16 protein-coding genes and 1 pseudogene are annotated in these 17,521 nt (G+C 68.8%); 8 read left to right on the top strand and 9 right to left on the bottom strand.

Annotated elements, in window-relative coordinates; translation table 11 throughout:
• Nucleotides 1–6 precede the first annotated feature (6 nt).
• Nucleotides 7–252: pseudogene (locus EV648_RS44460) on the top strand (carbonic anhydrase); the annotation flags it as partial.
• Between the two features lie 93 nt (nt 253–345).
• On the opposite strand, the gene EV648_RS35005 reads toward EV648_RS44460, so the two are convergent.
• The 3 genes from EV648_RS35005 to EV648_RS34995 all read right to left on the bottom strand — a co-directional run bounded on the left by EV648_RS35005 (nt 346) and on the right by EV648_RS34995 (nt 3,883).
• The gene (locus EV648_RS35005; protein WP_132299496.1) at nt 346–1,197 is read right to left on the bottom strand and encodes a phosphatase PAP2 family protein; all 852 of its coding nucleotides are present in this window, start codon (nt 1,195–1,197) and stop codon (nt 346–348) included.
• A gap of 220 nt (nt 1,198–1,417) precedes the next feature.
• A complete protein-coding gene (locus EV648_RS35000) occupies nt 1,418–1,804 on the bottom strand; it encodes a hypothetical protein (protein ID WP_132299494.1) in 387 nt (128 codons plus the stop codon).
• A gap of 48 nt (nt 1,805–1,852) precedes the next feature.
• A complete protein-coding gene (locus tag EV648_RS34995) occupies nt 1,853–3,883 on the bottom strand; it encodes a S41 family peptidase (protein ID WP_132299492.1) in 2,031 nt (676 codons plus the stop codon).
• 1,244 nt (nt 3,884–5,127) lie between these two features.
• Here EV648_RS34995 and EV648_RS34990 point away from each other — a divergent pair.
• On the top strand, nt 5,128–5,832 hold the full coding sequence (locus EV648_RS34990; RefSeq protein ID WP_132299490.1) for a M50 family metallopeptidase: 705 nt from the start codon (nt 5,128–5,130) through the stop codon (nt 5,830–5,832).
• Nucleotides 5,833–5,948: 116 nt separating this feature from the next.
• Here the strand turns inward: EV648_RS34990 and EV648_RS34985 are convergent, their stop codons facing one another.
• Nucleotides 5,949–6,716 carry a DUF5995 family protein gene (locus EV648_RS34985; RefSeq protein ID WP_132299488.1) on the bottom strand — a complete coding sequence of 256 codons (768 nt, stop codon included), beginning with the start codon at nt 6,714–6,716 and terminating at the stop codon, nt 5,949–5,951.
• A 26-nt stretch (nt 6,717–6,742) separates the two neighbouring features.
• On the opposite strand from EV648_RS34985, the gene EV648_RS34980 reads away from it, so the two are divergent.
• Complete coding sequence (locus EV648_RS34980) at nt 6,743–7,339, top strand: hypothetical protein (RefSeq protein WP_132299486.1); 597 nt, start codon at nt 6,743–6,745, stop codon at nt 7,337–7,339.
• 33 nt (nt 7,340–7,372) lie between these two features.
• On the opposite strand, the gene EV648_RS34975 is transcribed toward EV648_RS34980, so the two are convergent.
• Nucleotides 7,373–8,404 carry an aldo/keto reductase gene (locus EV648_RS34975; RefSeq protein ID WP_132299484.1) on the bottom strand — a complete coding sequence of 344 codons (1,032 nt, stop codon included), beginning with the start codon at nt 8,402–8,404 and terminating at the stop codon, nt 7,373–7,375.
• A 204-nt stretch (nt 8,405–8,608) separates the two neighbouring features.
• Here EV648_RS34975 and EV648_RS34970 point away from each other — a divergent pair, with 204 nt between their 5' ends.
• Nucleotides 8,609–9,109, top strand: a complete 501-nt coding sequence (locus EV648_RS34970) for a DUF664 domain-containing protein (RefSeq protein WP_132299482.1) — start codon at nt 8,609–8,611, stop codon at nt 9,107–9,109.
• A 63-nt stretch (nt 9,110–9,172) separates the two neighbouring features.
• Here the strand turns inward: EV648_RS34970 and EV648_RS34965 are convergent, their stop codons facing one another.
• The 3 genes from EV648_RS34965 to EV648_RS34955 all read right to left on the bottom strand — a co-directional run bounded on the left by EV648_RS34965 (nt 9,173) and on the right by EV648_RS34955 (nt 12,492).
• A complete protein-coding gene (locus EV648_RS34965; RefSeq protein ID WP_132299480.1) occupies nt 9,173–10,360 on the bottom strand; it encodes a hypothetical protein in 1,188 nt (395 codons plus the stop codon).
• Between the two features lie 17 nt (nt 10,361–10,377).
• A complete protein-coding gene (locus EV648_RS34960) occupies nt 10,378–11,244 on the bottom strand; it encodes an exodeoxyribonuclease III (RefSeq protein WP_132299478.1) in 867 nt (288 codons plus the stop codon).
• A gap of 153 nt (nt 11,245–11,397) precedes the next feature.
• Nucleotides 11,398–12,492: a hypothetical protein gene (locus EV648_RS34955; RefSeq protein WP_132299476.1), complete on the bottom strand. Its 1,095-nt coding sequence runs from the start codon at nt 12,490–12,492 to the stop codon at nt 11,398–11,400.
• A 63-nt stretch (nt 12,493–12,555) separates the two neighbouring features.
• On the opposite strand from EV648_RS34955, the gene EV648_RS34950 reads away from it, so the two are divergent.
• The 4 genes from EV648_RS34950 (at nt 12,556) to EV648_RS34930 (ending at nt 16,009) form a co-directional block, all read left to right on the top strand.
• Complete coding sequence (locus EV648_RS34950; protein WP_132299474.1) at nt 12,556–13,176, top strand: TetR/AcrR family transcriptional regulator; 621 nt, start codon at nt 12,556–12,558, stop codon at nt 13,174–13,176.
• A gap of 120 nt (nt 13,177–13,296) precedes the next feature.
• Nucleotides 13,297–14,559 (top strand): alpha/beta fold hydrolase, encoded by a 1,263-nt coding sequence (locus EV648_RS34945; protein WP_132299472.1) that lies wholly within the window; start codon nt 13,297–13,299, stop codon nt 14,557–14,559.
• Nucleotides 14,560–14,832: 273 nt separating this feature from the next.
• Nucleotides 14,833–15,693: an aldo/keto reductase gene (locus tag EV648_RS34935; RefSeq protein WP_132299470.1), complete on the top strand. Its 861-nt coding sequence runs from the start codon at nt 14,833–14,835 to the stop codon at nt 15,691–15,693.
• An 88-nt stretch (nt 15,694–15,781) separates the two neighbouring features.
• Nucleotides 15,782–16,009, top strand: a complete 228-nt coding sequence (locus tag EV648_RS34930) for a hypothetical protein (RefSeq protein ID WP_132194053.1) — start codon at nt 15,782–15,784, stop codon at nt 16,007–16,009.
• A 309-nt stretch (nt 16,010–16,318) separates the two neighbouring features.
• On the opposite strand, the gene xylA is transcribed toward EV648_RS34930, so the two are convergent.
• Nucleotides 16,319–17,485 carry a xylose isomerase gene (xylA, locus tag EV648_RS34925; protein WP_132299468.1) on the bottom strand — a complete coding sequence of 389 codons (1,167 nt, stop codon included), beginning with the start codon at nt 17,483–17,485 and terminating at the stop codon, nt 16,319–16,321.
• Nucleotides 17,486–17,521: the final 36 nt, after the last annotated feature.

Raw genomic sequence — 17,521 nt, 5'->3', positions numbered from 1 at the left:
CTCGGCGTGACCTCGATCGTCGTCTGTGGTCACTCGCATTGCGGCGCCACCAATGCCGCGCTCGAGGCCTCCAGCCAGAGTGGTTCTGCCTTGCAGAGTTGGCTCCGTTACCTGGAGGCGTCCGTACGCCGGTCCGCGGGGCTGCCCGACATCATCGATCCGGTGACCGGCATCAAGCTGTCCCCCGCCGACAAGTTGTCCGTCACGAACGTGGCAGTGCAACTGGAGAACCTGCGCAGCTTCGCCTGTGTCCGCAAGGCGGAGGAGGCAGGCCGGCTCGAACTCATCGGGCTGTACTTCGACATCGGCGCGGCCGCGGCCCGGTTTGGTGCTGGAGCGCGAGCCTTACCTGGTGCGCGCCGACGAGGAACTGGCCACCGCCGGCACCCCCACCGACCTCTGATCGCCGTCTCGTCTTCCGCCGCTCTGGCCGGCACCGGCGGGTGCGTTGTCCCGACGCACCCGTCGGCTGTCGAAGATCAGCAGCAACGGCAGCGCCAGCGCGATCGCGATCAGCCCGTCCAGCCAGTAGTGGTTCGCGGTCACCACGACCACCGCGAAGGTGATCACCGGATGCGCGATCCACACCCATCGCCAGCGCGACCGCGTACTGCGGATCAGGAACACCGCGACCATGAACGCCCAGCCGACATGCAGACTCGGCATCGCCGCGAACTGGTTCGCCGGCCCGCCGTCCGCGCTCGGGCCGTAGACCGACTGCCCGAGCATCACCCCGGTGTCGACCCAGCCGTGCTGCGGCAGCATCCGCGGCGGCGCCAACGGGAACACCATGTGCCCGATCAACGCCAGCCCGGTGAGTGACGCCAGCGCCCACCGCGCCTTGGCGTACTCCGCGGGGCGCCGGATCAGCAACCACAGCAGCACGATCGCGGTCAACGGGAAGTGCACGCTCGCGTAGTACCGGTTGGCGGAGCCGGCGAGATCGGGGACGCTCAGCGCGAGCCGCTGGACGACCGCCTCGCTCGGCAACCCGAGCCGCGCCTGCAGGTGGATCAGCTCGTCGGCATGGGCGAAAGCCGAGCCGGAGTGTTTCGCCGAGAGGTACCGGCCGAGGTTGTAGACGCCGAAAAGGATGGCGAGCAGAGCGATCTCGCGGCTGATCCGCCTGCGCCCGCGCCGTCGCGACGAGAGGTCCTCCAGCGGCCGATGGACCGGCTCGAGAGTCACCTGCGCCATGTCGCCCTCCCCTGCAAACCGAACGTCCGTTCTCCGAGCTTCCAGCCTCGCGCCGGAAGCCCGTCCAGATCAAGAACGAACATTCGTTTTCACTGTGATCCTGGCCGCATCACGTCCAGCTCCCACCGCTACGATTTCCATCTTTTCAAATTATCGCAACCTGCAAATAGTTGCGAAGAATATGAACCAACTCACAACCGGTGTAGGTGGACGCGGTCGGTCAGGAGACGAGTGGGGAGGCCGCGAGGTAGGTGTTGCAGGCGGCCGGATCGCCGGTGTCGATGCCGGCCAGCGACCACCCGCCGTGATTCGCCCGTCTGCCGTGATCCCGCTCAGGGTCGTCCGTGTTGTGGACGAGGTAGTCGTACTCGCCGGCCCAGTCGGCGGTGATCGGGAAGGACTTCCGGTCCGCCGCCAGGTAAACCCCGGCCAGGCATGACGCCTGCAACTCGATCCGGCGACTCTCCTCCAGGGCAGCGTCGACGCCGTTCAGGTGGTACCGCGCCTGCAGGATCCCGGTCAGCGCCTGGTCGCCCTGCGAGCAGCCGGTGATGAGCAGCGCCAGACAAAGGCAGGCGGCAGCCGGCCCGGAGCCCCGTGTGATCACCGGCTGACGATATCCGGTGGGCGTCGGGCAGACTGCCGCCTGACACAGTCAGACGCGGATTCGGCGGGAGGCGACCAGGGTGGTGCCGGTGTAGCCATCGGCGCGGAGGAGTTGGGGTGAGGTGACGTCGATGATGTCGATGCTGATCGGGTCGTCGTCCAGGTCCTCGGAGCTGATCGGGCGGTCGTCGAGGTACAGGTCCACCCGGTCGATGCCGTCCACGTCCAGCTCGACCGTCAGCGTCGTACCGGCGAGTGAGGTCGTCACCCCGAGCCGGCGGACCGGCATCGCGGCTAGCAGGGCGCCCGCGGCGTCGAGCAGGTCCACGTTGCCGTCCAGCAGGTCCGCCCGGGTCATCTGGTGGGTCGCGTGCGGCCGCACCCCGAGGTCCTCGACCGGAGTACCGGACAGCTCACCGACGCGCAACGTACGCCGGATCGCGACCCGCATGTTCGCCCCGTTCGGCAACGCCTCGTACGGCGAGGTCGGGTCGGGTGGCGGCGGCTCGTTCAGCAGGGTGGCGAGGAGTCCGTGCGTCCAGACGTTCGCGCCACCCGCGCCGGTGTTGTCGTCGACGCCTAGGATCATGCCGATCTCGTGGTCGGCGAACCCGGCGGCGAAGATGTCCGTCGCCGAGTAGCACCGCGCGTCGGTGACGAGCACCACCGGGCCGTAGTACGTCTGGCCGAGGTCGTTCGCGCCGTCCTCCGGGGTGATCGGCTTCGCCGCGGAGTACCCGGCGCCCGTCTCGGTGGCCAGGTCGAGCGAGTCGAACCACGGTCCGAGGTCGATCCCGGCCGGGTTGTCCTTGTGGCGACGGCAGATCCGCAGGTTGAGCGGACTGCTGATGAACTGGACCGGCTCGGGCGAGATCCGGCGCGGCGTCATCGTCTGCAGGGTGTACTCGCTGGCGAAGATGTGGCCGCCGCCGTTGTCGCGGACGTCCACGATCAGCCCGTTCTGCGGCAGCACCGCGGCGAGCCGGACGAACTCGTCGCGGAAGGCGACCGGGTCCGTCACGCTGAAGGTGAAGATGCGCAGGTGGCCGAAGGTGCCGTGCGACGTGACCACCTCACGGGCGCGGAAGACGCCGGGCATCGTGGTGGGCAGGTCCGCGCCACTGACCGCGGCCGGCTTCGCCAGCTCGGCCGAGCTCTGGCCCTGCTCGAGGTCGACGACCTCGCGGACGTAGAGCGCCTTCTTGGCGCGCGCCTTCTCGTCGGAGTCCAGGTCGAGCCCCATCGCGGCCGAGGCCGGCGTGACCGCGTCGAGGTCGGTCATCGGCGGCAGGTTGGTCGTCACCTTCCACTGCTCGCGCAGTTCCTGGGCCGAGCCGTCCAGACCGATGTAGCTCAACGTCACCCAGTCCTCGTCCGGCGGCGACTGGATCACCAGCGGGCGAAGCGTCAGCGACTCGAGCCCGCGAGCCAGGTTCGCCGCGTCGTTGCTGCCGGCAAACTGGGCGCCGTTCAGCGCCACCGCACGCGCGATCGGCGTACCGTTCCAGTGCGTCACCTCGGCACCCGCGCCGAACTGCGGAGCCGTGTACCCCGTGACGGTCTGGGTGATCAGATAGTGGTCGCCGGTGACGTCGTGGCACTTCTCGATCATGAACGGCAGGAATGCGATCTTGCCGGCGAACGGCGACGGCAGCAGGTAGTTCGTGTGCAGGTCGCGGACCGAGTGGAAGATGCTCGACATCTGCCGGTGGAAGATCCACTCGGCTTCCATCGTCTCCGCGGTCTGCCGCTCCATCCGGGCCCGCATCACCCGCAGCCGTTGCAGCGGGTTGACGGCGTGCATCGCTGCCTTCAGCGGCAGGTGCACGTAGTTCTGCTCGAGCAGCAACAGGGCCTGGTCGACGAGCAGCTTGCGCTGCCCGAGAGTGAGGCTGCCGGCCGATCCCAGGAACTGCGGCAACGGGACGACCGCGGCCTCTTCGGCCTTCCTGGCGGTCGTTCTCGCTGCTGCCTTCGTGGCGGCGACGGTCTTCCTGGCTGTCGTTCTGGTGGCTGCGGGCTTGGTGGCCTTGCTGGTGCCCTTGGTCTCTGGCGTGACGGTCTTGCGTGGTTGCGACATGGCTCCCCCAACGGGGCGACCCCTCCCCGGGCCGCTGTCCTCCCACCGTCCGCCGCCCCCCGAACGATGTCAACGCCTCCGCTCGGGCACGTTGCCGTCGGCGGTGCGACGCATCAGGAGGGAACGGCCGACCTGATCGGTGAAGCCGAGCGGCGGTAGAACGGCACGAGGTCCGGCTGACACACGAGCTCGACGCTTCGTACATCGACGAGCTTCGGATGCCGAACGACGGAGTCCATGGGAAGGGCACCCGCTCCGCCTCAACACCAGAGTGCACAGACACCTCAGTCCAGGTCCCCAGAAGGTGTCCGAGGTTCCCACGACAACACCGGCCGCCGGCCGTCACGCCCCCAAGAACGTGTCCGCGATCTGTCCGCACCCCACCACCCCACGCCACCGGCCCCCAACCCGGCGACCGGCCTCCCGGTGACGGGTCGTTCGGCCGCTGGCGCCTTGCAAGCCGCCAGTCGGCGAACAACCCGCCAGTGGACCCGCCACGAGCCACAAGCCGGCCGAACAACCCGCCAGCCGGCTAACAACCTGCCAGTGGTCGAACATCCCGCCAGCACCAACCCCTGGAATCGGCGCAATCACCTTGCACAGGGGGCGAAACCCACCTCGGGGGCTGCTCGCGGACCGAACGACAGGTAGTGGTCGCCACACCCACCACCCCCCGCAGGTCGCCCACGCCTGGAACCACCGCGATCCGGCCGGTACTACCTGTCTCTCGGTACACCCAGCCCTGAAAACACCACCCCGAGCCGGCTCACACCTCCCCGCGGGATCCGCGTAGCTGCGTCCTTCCCTGGTCGGGATGGGGTGCGTCAAGAGTCGAGCTTGCTCGATCCCGAAGGGACGCCAAAGGCGCTCTTGACGCACCCCATCCCGACTAGAACACTCACGCAGCGGAGACCGCGAACCACCCGCCACTCACGCCGGGACGAACACCCGCACCCATGCCGGACGAACCACCCGCGCGGCACGCCGGACGAACCACCCGCGCGGCACGCCGGACGAACCAGCCGCACGTATGCCGGCACGACCACCCGAACTCATGCCAGGACGACCGCCCAGCACCGCCAGCGGAACACCTGCACCTGCACCGCGGGGCAGAGGTCGAGCCGGAGCCGGTTGCCTCAGCCACTCGGGTAAATGGGCGGGGGCGGGCGCTGACGCCGCGGGCGTGGGTGGCTGTGTGTGTGGCGGCGGGTGGGGTTGACCGGTGGGGCTGTAAGGATGGGGCGATGAGTGAGGTTTGGGACAACATCACCAGTGCGCAGCCTGAGGCTTCTTTGCGGCTGGTGATTGTGACCGGGGTTGTTGCGTTGTTGCTGATCGCGTGGCGGCCGGTTTGGCGGCATACGCGGCAGGTGGTGACGATTGCCCACGAGGGAGCGCATGGACTGGTCGCCGCGCTGGCAGGGCGGAAGCTCTCCGGGATCCGGTTGCACTCGGACACCTCTGGGGTGACTGTCTCGCGGGGCAAGCCGGATGGACCAGGCATGATCGCTGTGCTGCTCGCCGGATACCCGGGACCAGCGCTCTTCGGTCTCGCAGCCGCCTTCGTCCTGAGCCGCGGCTATGCGGTCGGGCTGCTTTGGGGGCTCCTGCTCGCGCTGGTACTCCTGCTGCTGCAGATCCGGAACCTCTTCGGCCTCTGGTCGGTGCTTGCCTTCGGCACCTTGGTCTTCGCGGTCTCCTGGTGGGGCTCGGAGCAGGTCCAGTCCGGTTTCGCTCATCTGCTGACGTGGTTCCTGCTGCTGGCCGCGCCGCGCGCAGTACTGGAGCTCCACCACTCCCGCCGGGGCGGCGCCGGCCGGAATTCCGACGCCGACCAACTCCGCCGCCTGACCGGTGTCCCCGCCCTCCTCTGGGTCACCTTCTTCGCCCTCCTCACCCTCGCCTGCCTGGCCGTCGGCGTCACCTGGTCCGGCGTCCTCCCCAGCTGAACGGGAACCGTCTCGCCGAACCCACGAAGTCGCCGGGCTGCTTAGCTGATACTCGGGACCGTCCGGTACGCCGGTACGCGGGCGGAGGCTCAGCACATGACGGGGACTGAGCAGGGTCAGCGTTGGGCGGGTGGGAGGGTGACGCCGAAGCCGGTGACTGCGAGGCGGAGGAGGACTTGGCCGGGACGGAGTAGGTCGGCGATCTTGGCGGCGCTGAGGAGCTCGAGCTCAGCCAGCCGGACGGCGTACGCGTCAGGTCCTTCGGCGCGAGCCCGTTGCAGTTCGGTGGTGTTGTGCCAGACCTTCTGCCGGGACTCGCGCAGGAATCGCTGCGACGACAGCCGATTGAGCGGGGTGAGCACCCGGTCGAGCAGACTCTTGGCGCTGGTCGCGGACAACTGGTCGTCCTCCGCGCCTACCCGGGAGGCGAGAACAGCGTCGATCCGCTCGTGGTCGCGACGGCGCCGGTCCATCAGCACCCGGTCGGCGAAGTCGTCGTCGCTGATCACCGCCAGCAACGCCTGCGGCAGGTCGTAGTTCACGTGGGCGTTGATCCCGAGCAACACGTGGAGCAACGGCGGCAGTTCCGCGGGCGCATCGAAGGCCAGCCGCCATGGCCGCGCCACCGCGTGGCCGGCCAGCTCCAAGTCGTGCGCGTCCAGGTACAGCTCGGCGAACCTCACGTCCCAGGCATCGACCCAATCCGGGTCCTCGAAGCGCGCCTGCTCGATGGCGTCGCCGACCGCCTTCGTCGTGCGCAGATAGGTGCCGAGGAAGATCCGCCGGTGCGCCGGCTCGGCCGGCAAGGCGTCGAGGCGGCACTGCAGCCGGCCGACGACTTCGGCGACCCCGGCGGCGGGCGGCTTATCATCGTCTGACGCCATCGAGATTCTCCTAGGGGGGAGGGACCATGCGTACCGCTGAGCCAGGCCCCCCGTCGTTCGACCCTGTCGTCGTGGGCAACCGCGAGGCGGAAGCCTGGTCTTCCTACTACCGCCACGAGTGGCGCCGCTTCCTCACCGCGTCCGTCGGGATGGTCGGTGCCGCCTTCGGGATGGGTCCCCGCCGGACCCTGGAAGGCGCCTGGTACGTGCTGCGCGCCAACCAGTTATGGGCACCGTACCCCGACAACCAGGCCGACGGAGCCGAGGATTACATGCGTCGTTTCTACGAGCTCGTCGTGGTGTACGACGGACTCACGCTTGATCCGGCGAAGGCCGCCCGGCTCGAAGTGGAGTGGTGGCGGATCCACCGGGAACACCAGCACGACGACGAGGTGACGATCGACCAACTGGAAGCCGCCCTGGTCGACCTCTACTCGTACGCCTACAGCACGGACCGGGACACCGTCCGCCCGGCTGCATTGAAGCGGGTCGAGGCGATGCACCTGTCCGATCGCTGGGTCAGAGCAGGCTGCCATCGCGACGACCCGCTGCTCGCTGCCGAGCGCCGCGCACTCGTTGCGTCGTACACCGCCCTTCGCGACGCGATGGAACGAATGGGCTAGCTGTGCTTGGAGCTCAGGCGAAGCCACCCGTGATCAGGCGCGGCCGCCGGTGATCGGGCGGGAGCGCTGGTCGGTGCCGGGGCCGCCGTACGGGTAGTCCGCAGCGCCCGGGTCGCTCGCCTCGTCGAGCTGCTTGGTCTCCTCGGCACTGAGGTGCAGATCGGCCGCGGCCAGGTTGTCATTCAGCTGGTCGGTCGTCCGCGCACCCAGGATCACCGAGGTGACCGCGGGCCGGTCGACCAGCCAGGAGAGAGCGACCTGGGCCATCGAGATCCCGCGCGCCTCGGCGATCGCACGAACCGCGTCGACCACATCACGGACCCGCTGGTTCTTGCTCCGGCGGTGCCACGACTCGACGCCGCGGTCGGGGTCCTCGCCCAGCCGGGTCGCGCCGGTCGGCTCCTCGTCGAACGAGTACTTGCCGGTCAGCCAGCCACCGCCCAGCGGCGACCACGGCAGCAGACCGAGCTTGTTCTCCAGCGCGGCCGGGACGATCTCCCACTCGATCTCACGGACGAGCAGGTTGTACTGCGGTTGCAGCGTGACAAGTGGCGCCCAGCCCTGCCGGTCGATCAGGTCGGCCGCCTTCTGCAGCTGCCACCCGGTGAAGTTGGAGACGCCGCCGTACACGATCTTGCCGTCCCGTGCCGCGTCCTCGAGGAAGCCGAGGGTCTCCTGCAGAGGCGTGACCGGGTCCCACGCGTGCAACTGGTACAGGTCGACGTAGTCCACGCCGAGCCGGCTGAGCGACGCGTCGAGCGCGCGGCGGAGGTGGACCCGGGAGGTGCCGACGTCGTTCGGCCCGTCGCCGGTCGGGAATCGTCCCTTGGTCGCTACGACCATGTTGTCGCGCTGGGAGCTCTTGCCGAGCCAGCTGCCGACGATCTGCTCGGACACGCCGGCCGAGTACACGTCGGCGGTGTCGATGAAGGTGCCGCCGGCCTCGACGTACCGGTCGAGCTGCTCGCGCGCGCCCTCCTCGCTGGTCTCGTTGCCGAAGGTCATCGTGCCGAGCGCGTAGGTGGAGACGACAGCGCCGCTGTTGCCCAGAGTGCGGTATTCCACAACTGCTCCTCGATCGAGAGAACAGGCCCCCGCGGCGAACTGCTCCGGCGTGGGAACCAGGTGGTCGTCACCACACTAGGTCGTGTCCGGCAATTCCCCGCAGCGGGCCTGGTCCGGGCCGGAAGACGTTTCCCGAGGTGGTTGCCGGGCACTGTCCGAGGCGGCAAGTAGCCTGGCGGCCTCGGTGCGACGAAGGGGAATTCGATGAACACCAGCGAACTGCTGATCGACGCGTTCGGCCGGATCAAGGAGGTCGTGCACGAAGCCGTCGACCGGCTCGACGACAAGCACCTCGGCATCCGGCCGGACGGCACCGGCAACTCCATCGCCTGGCTGGTCTGGCACCTGACCCGGATCCAGGACGACCACCTGGCCGACGCCGGCGGCTACGAGCAGGTGTACACCGCCGACGGGTGGCACGACCGGCTCGGCCTCCCGTTCGACCCGTCCGACACCGGCTACGGGCACAGCGCCGAGGACGTCGCCGCCGTGAAGGTCCCCGCCGTCCTGCTCGCCGGGTACTACGACGCCGTGCACGCGCGGACCACCCGATTCCTGGAAGGGCTGTCCGACGAGGACCTCGACCGGATCGTCGACAAGCGCTGGACCCCGCCGGTGACGTTGGGCGTGCGGCTGGTCAGCGTGATCGCCGACGACCTGCAGCACGCGGGTCAGGCGGCGTACGTGCGGGGGCTGCTCAGCTGAGCTGCGACGTTCAGCCGCGGGGTCGCCCTCGGCTGAGGGTCGACGTTCAGCTGCGGGTCGCCCTCAGCTGAGGGTCGTTTTCCAGAGGCTGGCCGGTCCGTCGGCGGGACCCGCCAGCAGGTAGAGCGTCTTACCGATCAGCGCCACGTCCTTGACGGCACCTGTTGGGCCGTCGGTGCCTTCCGAGCCGGTGGAGTCCTGCACGGTCCAGCTGTCGTCGTGACCGCTGACCACCTTCACCTTGTTGCCTTCAGCAACGACCTGGTAGACGCGACCGCTGTCGACGACCGGTGGCGGCACCTTGTCCTTGTCCCCGACGGTGATCCCCGGCACGTTCTTCAGCCGCTTCCCCTGGGAGCCGCCGTCGGCCGACGACCCGTTGGCCGGCGTGCTCGGCAGTTGCCAGATCGCCAGCTTGCCGTCGACGTACCCCGAGATCGTGCAGAGGTCCGCCGTGCAGCTGACGGTGTTCGCCTGGCTGCGGTTGCCCGGCTCTGGCAGGGCGATACCTGACCAGCCCTGGTTGACGGTGGTCGATCGCCAGACGGCAGCCTCCTGCTGGACGACGTTCGGAGCCAGCCGGACCTGTGATCCGACGAGCACGAGTTGCCGGCCGGACGTCGTACCGAAGCTCGGTCCCACCAGCAGCGCCGGCGTACTGCGGAGGGCTGTCCCAGTAGAGTCCTGCCGGTTCCACTTGTCGCCCTGCGGCAACCAGATCGCCGCGTCCAGACCAGCCAGGCCACCCCACGACCCGGCGAGCGCCTCGCCGGCCGGGGTGATCAGCGCGGAGTACAGCGCACCCGCGGTCTGTCCGCCGAAGGTGTTGAACTCCTGCGGGTGCTCGGTGAGGGCGGTCGTCGAGCCGGTCCAGACCGTCCAGCGGGTGTTGGAATGTGCGCCGCCCGATGCGCCACCCAGGGCGAGCAGTCGCCGGCCGTCGTACGCGATCGACTGCCAGGTCGCCTCGAACGCGTACGGGCTCTTCGGCTCGACCTTGATCTCCTGCCGGCCACCGTCCTGCTTCTGCAGCAGCAACCGCGGGACCACCTTGGCGCCGCGGTCCCGGAGCCCGATCAGCAGGTCGGTCCCCTGCCCGGTCAGTACTACGGGCTCGGCCGGCAGGTCGACCTTCGTCCAGGCGATCGCCTGGGGTGGGGTGGCCTTGTCCTCGCTGCACGCCGTCGCCGTGATCGCGACGCTCAGGAGCACGGCCGCCAGGCTGACGGCCTTTCTCGAGTTCTTCCGCATCGACGCCCGCTCCGCACTCAGCGGTTCTGCGGGAGCTTGGTGGTGCGCTTGCGACCGCCGCGCGGCGCAGACGGCGGCGGCACGACCGGACCGATGTCGCCGTCGGGCGCCACGTCCAGGTCGATGATCACCGGCGCGTGGTCGCTCGGCCCGGTTCCCTTGCGGGCCTTGCGATCGATCCAGGCGGCCTTGACCCGTTCGGCCACCGGATCCGACGCGAGCATCAGGTCGATCCGCATCCCGAGGTCCTGGTGGAACATCCCGGCGCGGTAGTCCCAGTAGCTGAACACCCGCTCGTCGGGCCACCGGTCCCGGACCACGTCGTGCAGCCCGGTCGACATCAGGTTCGCGAGAGCCTGCCGCTCGGGGGCGGTCACGTGCGTGGAGCCGACGTAAGCGGCAGGGTCGAAGACGTCGGCATCGGTCGGGGCGATGTTCATGTCGCCGCAGACGATCGCCTCAGCCGGGCCGTCGGCAACGACTTCCTTCAGTGCGGCGAGCCACTCGAGCTTGTAGCGGTAGTGGTCCGAGTCGGGCACCCGGCCGTTCGGCACGTACAGCGAGTGCACCCGGATCCCGCCGCAGGTCGCCGCGACCGCCCGCGCCTCCGGGTCGGGGAATCCCGGTGCTCCCGCGACCCCCTTGACGACGTCTTTCAGGCCGACCTTGGAGAGCAGGGCGACACCGTTCCACTGCACTTCGCCGTACAGGGCGGTCTCGTAGCCGCGGCCGGACAACTCCTCGCCGAGCAACTTCGTGAAGGCGTCGTCCGCGAGCTTCGTCTCCTGCAGACAGACCACATCGGGCTGCCGTTCGTCCAGCCAGCCCAACAACCGCGGCATCCGCTGCTTCACCGAGTTGACGTTCCAGGTAGCTACTCGCACCCGCCCTACGTTAGCCCTCTCAAGAGCTCACCGCGCTGCCTTTCAGGCGATCACCGCGTGAGGCCGCTGCGTCGAGGCAGAGCGGGATCACATCGCGCGCTGGTGCCCTTGGAGTACGCGTCGGCCGTGTCGCAGCCGTGGGGGTGTACCGCATCAGACTCGCTTCGCGTTCAGTTCGGCCAATGCGTCGAAGGCGCGTTTGCGGCGCCAGGTGCCGTCTGGACTCGTGGCGACCAGCCCGTACGCCGAGAGGTCGAGGTCGTGGGCCGGGTCGTCCGGGTCGTGCGGCAGTTCGTAGCCGGCGAAGCTGAACCAGAAGGCGGCCGCGTCGATCTGGTCGAACACCTCGGCCAACTCCTGCAGATACGTCACCTGTTCCTCCTCGTCTCGCTCGTAGTGCCCGTTGATGACCGGTGGGTCGACCGAGCGGTCGACGATCATCCAGCCGGAACCGCCGCGGTCGGCGGCTCCTCGATAGGTGGCGCAGCCGAACTCCGTGACGGCGAGCGGCTTACCCCACCGCGACCGCTCCGCCACCTGTTCGCGGAAGGTCGATGCGTTCTGGGCATCGCGGTAGGCGTCGAGGGAGACGATGTCGAACAGGCTCCAGTCGACGTCCTCCCACATCCCGGCGGCGTAGGTGATCCGGCCGCCGAACTCACTGCGCGCCGCCTCGGCGATCTGCCCCTGCACCTGGCCCCAGCGCTCGAGCCCCTGCTGCATCCGGGCCAGCTTCTCCGGATCCGTCCAGGTGGTCTGATCCATCATCGTTCCCAGCCGCTCCTCCATCGTGTCCCCCGGCACGAACCCCTTGCACGACAAGGAGATCTCGAACCCGAGCACCAGCACGACCTCCGGCGAGGTCGCCTCCGGCGGGGCCTCCCCCGGCTGCTCACCGCCTTCTTCAGCGGATGCGCTCGGCCCTTCCGCCTGTACGCCTTGGGTGGCTGCGTCGGTTCGCAGGTGCTCTGCCTGGGTCGCTGCGGCGGCGAGAAAGGCGATCAGCTCGTCCGGTTCGAGGTCCGTGGCGACCGGCGAGAACCAGAGGTCCAGGCCGGCGGCGAGTGCTTCTGCTCCGGCGACGGCCAGCCGATCCAGGTGGCTGCCGCTCAACCGGACAGCCTTCGCGTGCAGTTCGTCAGCGATGACCCGCAGTTCGCGGCGTGCCGTCGCCTGGTCGAAGACCGAGCGAGTTGTCCGCCCTTCGACTTCCATTCCCGTGTCGTAGTTCACCCCGATGGCTCGCATGGCCTGACACTCTAGCAGTCAATCTCATACTCAGTATGTCTTTTATCCGAGTATGCTCAGCGGATGGAACAGCAGGGTCGCCGCGAGCGGAAGAAGGCCGCGGTCCGGACGCACATCTCCGACATCGCCACCGCCCTGTTCCTCGAGCACGGCTTCGACGAGGTGTCGGTCTCGCAGATCGCCGAGGCCGCCGACGTCGCCAGGCCCACCGTCTTCGCGCACTTCCCACGCAAGGAAGACCTGCTGTTCGACCGCTACCCGGAGACCGAGGCGATGTTCGTCGCGGCTGTGCGCGACCGCCAGGCCACGACCTCCGCGGTACGGGCGATCTCCGACCTGCTGGTCGAGCTGGCCGAGGCGGGGCATCCCGCGGCGGCGATGCGTCCCCGGTTCGCCAGTTTCTGGCGGCTGGTCGCGGGGTCACGCGCGCTTCAGGCGCGAGCCCGGGAACTCGCCGAGATGCTCGAAGACGCGGTCGCCGCAGCGATGGCCGCCACCAACGTCGCCCAACCGCGGTTGACCGCCGCGCTGACGGCCGCGGCGTACCGGACCGTGCATCTCGAGTCGATCCGCCAGATCCTGGCCGGCGACACCCCGACCGACCATGTCGCCAGGATCCGCGCGACCCTCGCGCTCGTCGACGAACTCCCCTCCTCCGCGACCCAACCCGCCCAGCTCCCCTGACCTCCGGCCGGACAGGGTCCTGCCCCTGGCTCCGGAGAGGATCCTCACCTCGGTCCCGGACAGGATCCTCACCTCGGTCCCGGAGAGGAGCCTGACCTCGGTCCCGGACAGGATGGGGAGGTGCCGAGACTTCCTGGACTTGTCGTCAGCGATCACCTGTTCACCGTTCCGCTGGACCACGCGCGACCCGACGGACCGACGATCGAGGTGCTGGCGCGCGAGGCCGTCGCCTCGACGAAGGTGGACTCGGACCTGCCCTGGCTGGTCTACCTGCAGGGCGGACCAGGCATGTCCGCACCTCGGCCGATGGCCGCGAGTGGCTGGCTCGAACGCGCCACCCGCGACTACCGAGTGCTCCTGGTCGACCAGCGCGGCACCGGCCGCAGTACTCCGGTCACTCCTAGAACGGCAACAAGCAGAACTCCCGACGAGCTGGCGGCGTACCTGCGTCACTTCCGCGCGGACTCGATCGTCAAGGACCTCGAGCTCATCCGCGCCGAGCTCAGCCCGGGCGAGCCGTGGACGACGCTTGGCCAGAGCTACGGCGGCTTCATCACGCTCACCTACTTGTCGCAGGCGCCCGAGGGTCTCCGCGCCAGCCTGATCACCGGCGGTCTCCCCGGCCTCGACGCCACCGCCGACGACGTCTACAGCCGCACGTATCCCCGCGTCCGCGCGAAGACCGAGGCGTTCTACCGGCGCTATCCCGAGGACGTCGACCGGGTCCGCCGGATCGCGGATCACCTACGGGACAACGACCTACGGCTTCCGGACGGTGATCGGCTGACCGTCAGGCGGTTCCAGACCCTCGGGTTCGGGCTCGGCATGGGCGACTACGCGGAGGCGCTGCACTGGGCGGTCGACGAGGCCTGGGACGGCGACGAGTTGTCACGCGGCTTCCTGCGCTGGGCGATGGGCCGCACCACGATGGGACTCGAGCCGATCTTCGTGGTGCTGCACGAGAGCATCTACGCCCAGGACGAGCGACCGACCAACTGGGCGGCCGCCCGTCTGCGGCCGCCCGAGTTCGGCGAGGACGCGTCTCCCCTGCTGTTCACCGGCGAGATGATCTACCCCTGGATGCTGCAGGAAATGGATGGCCTGCAGCCCTTCGCGGAGGCGGCCGACCTGCTCGCCACCGCCACCGACTGGACACCCCTGTACGACGTCGCGCGGCTGCGGGACAACCGCGTCCCGGTGGCCGCGGCGATCTGGCACGACGACATGTACGTCGACGCGAGCCTGTCCCTCACCACGGCCGGCCGGATCGGCAATCTCGTGACCTGGATCACCAACGAGTGGGAGCACGACGGCGGCCGGGCCTCCGGCGGCGCAGTACTGGACCGCCTCCTCAGCCTCAGCGCCGACCTGCCACCCGTCTGACCGTCCGCTCAGCGCCGACCACCGCGCCCACTCCCAGAACAACAACCGCAGACTCCGCGACGTGGCCGCCGACATCATCACCCGCCTCACCGGCCACCCACCCACCTCCAGCCGCTCCCTCGACACCACCGACCCCTCGCTCAGCGAACAAGGTGAGCAATCGGACACGTGAGAAACGCCCCAGAGCGCTCTGATTGGGAACCGGAGCCTGCTCCACTAAAATGGAGGCATAGCTCCGGTTCAGGAGTGAGGGTTCGAGAGGACAGTGCAGGGATGAACGACACGGTGACCATCGGCGGCGACCTCACGGTGAACCGTCTGGGGTACGGCGCGATGCAGCTGACCGGCAGGCAGGTGTGGGGTGAGTACCCAGATCGCGACGGTGGCATCGACCTGCTCCGCCGGATCGTCGACGCGGGGGTGAACTTCATCGACACGGCCGACGTCTACGGACCCCACACGAACGAGATCCTGATCCACGACGCGCTCCACCCGTACCCCGAGGGTCTGGTGATCGCGACCAAGGGTGGCTTCGTCCGGGGCGGATTCGAGCTCTCCACCCTCGATGCCGTCGGGAACAAGAACTACCTGCGGCAGAGCGCCCGGCTCAGCGCACGGCGACTCGGCGTCGACCAACTGGACCTCTACTACCTGCACAGCGGCCAGGCGACGGACGTGCCGTTCGAGGAGCAGGTCGCGACCCTCGCCGAGCTGCGGGAAGAGGGGCTGATCAGGCACATCGGGCTGTCGAACGTCACTCTCGACCAGTTCCGTCAGGCCCAGCAGATCGTCGAGATCGCAGCCGTCACCGCGCACTACAACGTGACCGTGCGCACCGGCCAGGACCTGTTCGATGCAGCCGAGAAGACAGGCGCTGTGGTGTCGCCGTGGCACCCGGTGTCGCTCACCGATGGCGACAAGACCGAGCAAGCGGCCGCAGTACTCGAGCCCATCGCGAAGCAGTACGGCGTGAGCCTGCGCCAGGTCGCTCTTGCCTGGCAGCTTCAACGTTCTCCCGCCGTGCTGCCGATTCCCGGCACGACCAGCTTCGAGCACTTCCAGGAGAATCTCGCGGCCGCGGCCATCACCCTCGCGCCGGAGGAGATGGCGGCGATCACCGGGATCGCCGGCTGAGCGGAGGCACCCCTTCGGCATCGGTCGGGACTCGATTCGGGCTCGTTCACTCGCGTCCCTTCCGGCGAAGACGCATACTTGAGGTCTGATGGAGTCCTCCCGCGCGACGACGCGTCGTCACCTGCCCACCAGTCCCTTCAAGCCCCGCGTGCCTGACCCGATCAAGGTTTTCGAGGTCGGCGAGCGCGTGTCCCACGACAAGGAAGGCCTCGGCCGGATCAGTTCCGTCGACGGCACCACCGCGGTGGTCGTCGACTTCGGAGCAGGTCGCCTGCTCCGGGTCGTAGCCCCCTTCGCCAAGCTCCACTCGCTCTGACGAACCCTCCCCATCCGCCACGGGCCGCGGCCTTCCGGGGCCGCGCCGCTGGCTGCTCCCCCGTGCGCTCTGACCGGCTGACACGGCGACGGCTCGATGCCTCGATGACTACGCAGTGAACACCTCCCGCTGACAGTTGGTGATTACGCCTGCCTGTTGTGCCGAGTGACCTGAACCCGCCAACGACCGTGCGACCGGGACCTGCTCTGCGTTGACGGAGCTCCTGGTCAGGTGCTGAGCACCCCGGCATAACGCAGTACGAGAAGAAGGGCCGGTGTCCACGACGGACACCGGCCCTTCTGTCGCACGTCAGCCGCGTACGCCGTACAGGTACTCCAGGGCGAGCTGGTCCAGCTGCTCGAAGGCCATGCCGCGGCGGCCGGCTTCCTCGGGGTCGAAGTCCTCGGCCCGCAGGGTCGCCACCGTCTCGCCGGCCGCGAGCGAAGGCTGCGCGAGCTGGTCCACCCGGGCGTCGGCCAGCGCCTGCTGGACAGCGGGATCAGCGCGGAACGCCCGCACCTTGTCACGCAGGATCAGGTAATTGGTCATGCAGCCGGCGGCCGACGCCCAGACGCCGTCCATGTCCTCGGTGCGCGGAGGCTTGAAGTCGAAGTGCCGCGGGCCTTCGTAGCCACCGTGCTCCAGGATGTCGACCGTCCAGAACGCACCGCGCGCGTTGCCCGCACCGAACCGCAGGTCCTGGTCGAAGCGCGGGCCGGTCTGACCGTTGAGGTCGGCGTGGAACAGCTTGCCGTGCCACAACGCCTGAGCAAGGCCGTGCGCGTAGTTGAGTCCGGCCATCTCCTCGTGCCCGACCTCGGGGTTGAGGCCGACCCGCTCCGAGTGCTCGAGCTCATTGATGAAGGCCAGAGCGTGACCGATCGTCGGCAGCAGGATGTCGCCGCGCGGCTCGTTCGGCTTCGGCTCGATCGCGAACCGGATGTCGTAGCCCTGCTCGATCGCGTACGACCCGAGGATGTCGAACGCTTCCTTGTACCGATCGAGCGCGGACCGGATGTCCTTGGCGGCGCCGGACTCCGCGCCCTCGCGACCACCCCAGGCGACGAACGTCTCCGCCCCCAGCTCGGCGGCCAGGTCGAGCTGGTCGGCGGTCTTGCGGATCGCGTACCGGCGTACGTCGCGGTCGTTGTTGGTGAACCCGCCGTCCCGGAAGACCGGGTGGGAGAACAGGTTCGTCGTCACCATCGGTACGGCGAGGCCGGTCTCCTCCAGGGCCGCGCGGAACGGCTTCAGGTGGGCGTCGCGCTCCGCGGCCGTACTGCCGAACGGGAACACGTCGTTGTCGTGGAAGGTGATGCCGTAGGCGCCGAGCTCGCTCAGCTTGTGCACTGCCTCGGCCGGGTCGAGCACCGGCCGCACCGCACCGCCGAACACGTCGACACCTTGCCAGCCGACCGTCCACAGACCGAAGGAGAACTTGTCCTCACGGGTGGGTTCGAAGTCGGCATCGGTCATGGGATGTTCCTCATTTCTTGGGGCTGTAGCGACGAA

Source organism: Kribbella sp. VKM Ac-2568 (assembly GCF_004345365.1).
Taxonomy (GTDB): domain Bacteria; phylum Actinomycetota; class Actinomycetes; order Propionibacteriales; family Kribbellaceae; genus Kribbella; species Kribbella orskensis.
This window is presented reverse-complemented; position numbering and strand designations above follow the sequence as displayed.

What these genes read in the sequence shown, in the direction of transcription:
- EV648_RS34970 (WP_132299482.1), top strand. Translation starts at nt 8,609, where the DNA reads ATGAACACCAGCGAACTGCTGATCGACGCGTTCGGCCGGATCAAGGAG.
- EV648_RS34980 (WP_132299486.1), top strand. Translation starts at nt 6,743, where the DNA reads ATGCGTACCGCTGAGCCAGGCCCCCCGTCGTTCGACCCTGTCGTCGTG.
- EV648_RS34950 (WP_132299474.1), top strand. Translation starts at nt 12,556, where the DNA reads ATGGAACAGCAGGGTCGCCGCGAGCGGAAGAAGGCCGCGGTCCGGACG.
- xylA (WP_132299468.1), bottom strand. Translation starts at nt 17,485, where the DNA reads ATGACCGATGCCGACTTCGAACCCACCCGTGAGGACAAGTTCTCCTTC.
- EV648_RS34935 (WP_132299470.1), top strand. Translation starts at nt 14,833, where the DNA reads ATGAACGACACGGTGACCATCGGCGGCGACCTCACGGTGAACCGTCTG.
- EV648_RS34990 (WP_132299490.1), top strand. Translation starts at nt 5,128, where the DNA reads ATGAGTGAGGTTTGGGACAACATCACCAGTGCGCAGCCTGAGGCTTCT.
- EV648_RS34930 (WP_132194053.1), top strand. Translation starts at nt 15,782, where the DNA reads ATGGAGTCCTCCCGCGCGACGACGCGTCGTCACCTGCCCACCAGTCCC.
- EV648_RS34985 (WP_132299488.1), bottom strand. Translation starts at nt 6,716, where the DNA reads ATGGCGTCAGACGATGATAAGCCGCCCGCCGCCGGGGTCGCCGAAGTC.
- EV648_RS34955 (WP_132299476.1), bottom strand. Translation starts at nt 12,492, where the DNA reads ATGCGAGCCATCGGGGTGAACTACGACACGGGAATGGAAGTCGAAGGG.
- EV648_RS34965 (WP_132299480.1), bottom strand. Translation starts at nt 10,360, where the DNA reads ATGCGGAAGAACTCGAGAAAGGCCGTCAGCCTGGCGGCCGTGCTCCTG.
- EV648_RS34995 (WP_132299492.1), bottom strand. Translation starts at nt 3,883, where the DNA reads ATGTCGCAACCACGCAAGACCGTCACGCCAGAGACCAAGGGCACCAGC.
- EV648_RS35005 (WP_132299496.1), bottom strand. Translation starts at nt 1,197, where the DNA reads ATGGCGCAGGTGACTCTCGAGCCGGTCCATCGGCCGCTGGAGGACCTC.